Origin of the sequence: Kocuria nitroreducens (assembly GCF_042879195.1) — a bacterium.
GTDB lineage: Bacteria > Actinomycetota > Actinomycetes > Actinomycetales > Micrococcaceae > Kocuria > Kocuria nitroreducens.
In genome coordinates this window covers 1-1,709 of record NZ_JBHZTC010000060.1, presented here as the reverse complement: position 1 = coordinate 1,709, position 1,709 = coordinate 1, and the positions used below count along the sequence as shown (strand labels likewise).

The window sequence follows — 1,709 nt, the reverse complement described above, 5'->3', positions numbered from 1 at the left end:
ACATCTAGTGCTCCACCGTGTACCGGGCGTCCAGGGCGTCGGCGAGCCGTTGCATCTCGATCCTCCGCTCGGGGACCGCCCCGACCATCACGTCGGTGCCGTCGGCGACGGACCCGTTGCGGCCCTCGGTGAAGGACACCGAACCGGTAGCCCCGGGCGGTGTCGGCGAGCAGTTCGCCGACGTCCTCGCGGGCTTCGTCGCTGTCGAACCGGAGCACCTCGACCGTGCTGGTGCACATCACCGACTCACCGGTGTCCTTCCCGGATCCCGGGAGCTTCACGGCCGGCTCCGGTGCGTCCTCGGAGCAGTCCGCGACCTCGTCGACGGCGCGATGGGTGGCCTCCAGGGAGTCGACGGCCGGCAGCGCGTCGGTGCCCTCACCGCAGCCGGTCACGGCCCCGGCCGGCCCGAGCGGCACTGGCAAGGACGCGCACCTTCTCGCGCGGTGGTCCATCATCGACACCCATCCCGTTCGCCTTCGCCACACCGCAGCCGATCCGGTGCACGACTTCCCGGACCTACCACCGGGCAGCTGGACCTGCTTCACGGGCGTCGTCGAGCACGTCTGCGTCCAGCCTGCGCAGGCACGCGCAAGCGCGGCCGGGCACACAGGGCCGTGTCGATGCTCCGCGCCGCACTGTCCTCGGCACCTACAGTGGAAGGACCGCAGCATCCTGGACCCCGATCGAGAGCGAGGATCGTCATTCGCAGAGCACTGGTGACCATGATCCTCACGACCGCCGCGCTGATCCTTGCCGGTTGCGCCGATGCCGGGCCCGGCATCTACGACGGCGAGCAGACCGAGTCCGACATGCTGCCGACCCAGGTTCCCGCCGCTCAGTACGACTTCGACACGGACAGCTCCCGTCTGCTGGCCACCCACCTCGGGTACCGGTTCTTCGCCGTGTCCTCACCGAACCAGGGCGACTGTCTGCTCAGCTTCGATCCGGACGCCCCAGGGACCTGGGTCGCCGGGTGCAGCTCCGGAGGGCGAGTGGCCACGAGCGGCCTGATCGGTATCCAGGCCGACTACGACCCCAACGGGCTGCCCGACGTGGAAGTACCGGAGGGGTGGACCCGGCTCACTCCGCAGCTGCAGGTCTCCGAGGGCTGAGCGGTGAACGCCAGGCCTTCCGACTCCGGCGGGATCATCACCCACCCTGGCAGCGCCGTCATCGGCATCGTCTTCGGGGTCCTCGCCGGTGCGGCCGGCTGGTGGGCCGAAGGCTTCGTCGCCTCGGCCCTGGCCGCCCTGGCGGTGGCGAGCCTCGGAGCCGCCCTGATGCGCTGGTGGGACCGCCGGCGCTCATCGCGCCTCCGGCCCGACGACCCGGAAGGACCATGAGATGACCACAGGGCCCCCGATGATCACCAACCTGGGTGGGGCGGACACGAACCCGCTGATCCCCACCAGCTGGGAGATCATCCCGCTGCTGCTCGGCGCCGCGGTGATCGTGCTGTTCGTCGTCGCGGTCCTCTCCCTTTCCCGCGACGAGCACTGCACCCCGACCCAGCGCCTGCTGTGGCTGCTCGTGCTGCTGGCCGCCCCGGTGCTGGGCCCGCTGCTGTGGTTGACCCTCGGGCGGCACCACGCGCTCGGGCCCCGGAACGGGACCGTCCGGTAAATGGTGTGTGGGGTCCGTGCCTGAGGCGGAACAGAAGGGGCGGAACGGCTGGGGCCGTGCCGCCCCTCCTCTCTTCACCTGTC

General features: G+C 70.7%; 4 protein-coding genes. 3 read left to right on the top strand and 1 reads right to left on the bottom strand.

The genetic code is table 11. The features are described from left to right. Positions 1–4: 4 nt before the first annotated feature. Positions 5–139 carry a hypothetical protein gene (locus ACFYE1_RS17325; protein WP_387745750.1) on the bottom strand — a complete coding sequence of 45 codons (135 nt, stop codon included), beginning with the start codon at positions 137–139 and terminating at the stop codon, positions 5–7. A gap of 586 nt (positions 140–725) precedes the next feature. On the opposite strand from ACFYE1_RS17325, the gene ACFYE1_RS17320 reads away from it, so the two are divergent. Genes ACFYE1_RS17320 through ACFYE1_RS17310 form a run of 3 tightly spaced genes read left to right on the top strand, consistent with a single transcriptional unit; the run spans position 726 to position 1,626 of the window. After that, positions 726–1,115, top strand: coding sequence for a hypothetical protein (locus ACFYE1_RS17320; RefSeq protein ID WP_387745747.1), 390 nt, complete (start codon positions 726–728; stop codon positions 1,113–1,115). Positions 1,116–1,118: 3 nt separating this feature from the next. Further along, positions 1,119–1,346: a hypothetical protein gene (locus ACFYE1_RS17315; protein ID WP_387745744.1), complete on the top strand. Its 228-nt coding sequence runs from the start codon at positions 1,119–1,121 to the stop codon at positions 1,344–1,346. A 1-nt stretch (position 1,347) separates the two neighbouring features. Next, the gene (locus tag ACFYE1_RS17310) at positions 1,348–1,626 is read left to right on the top strand and encodes a PLDc N-terminal domain-containing protein (RefSeq protein WP_387745741.1); all 279 of its coding nucleotides are present in this window, start codon (positions 1,348–1,350) and stop codon (positions 1,624–1,626) included. Positions 1,627–1,709: the final 83 nt, after the last annotated feature.

Coding starts and splice junctions, on each gene's coding strand:
- ACFYE1_RS17320 (WP_387745747.1), top strand. CDS start 726: ATGATCCTCACGACCGCCGCGCTGATCCTTGCCGGTTGCGCCGATGCC.
- ACFYE1_RS17310 (WP_387745741.1), top strand. CDS start 1,348: ATGACCACAGGGCCCCCGATGATCACCAACCTGGGTGGGGCGGACACG.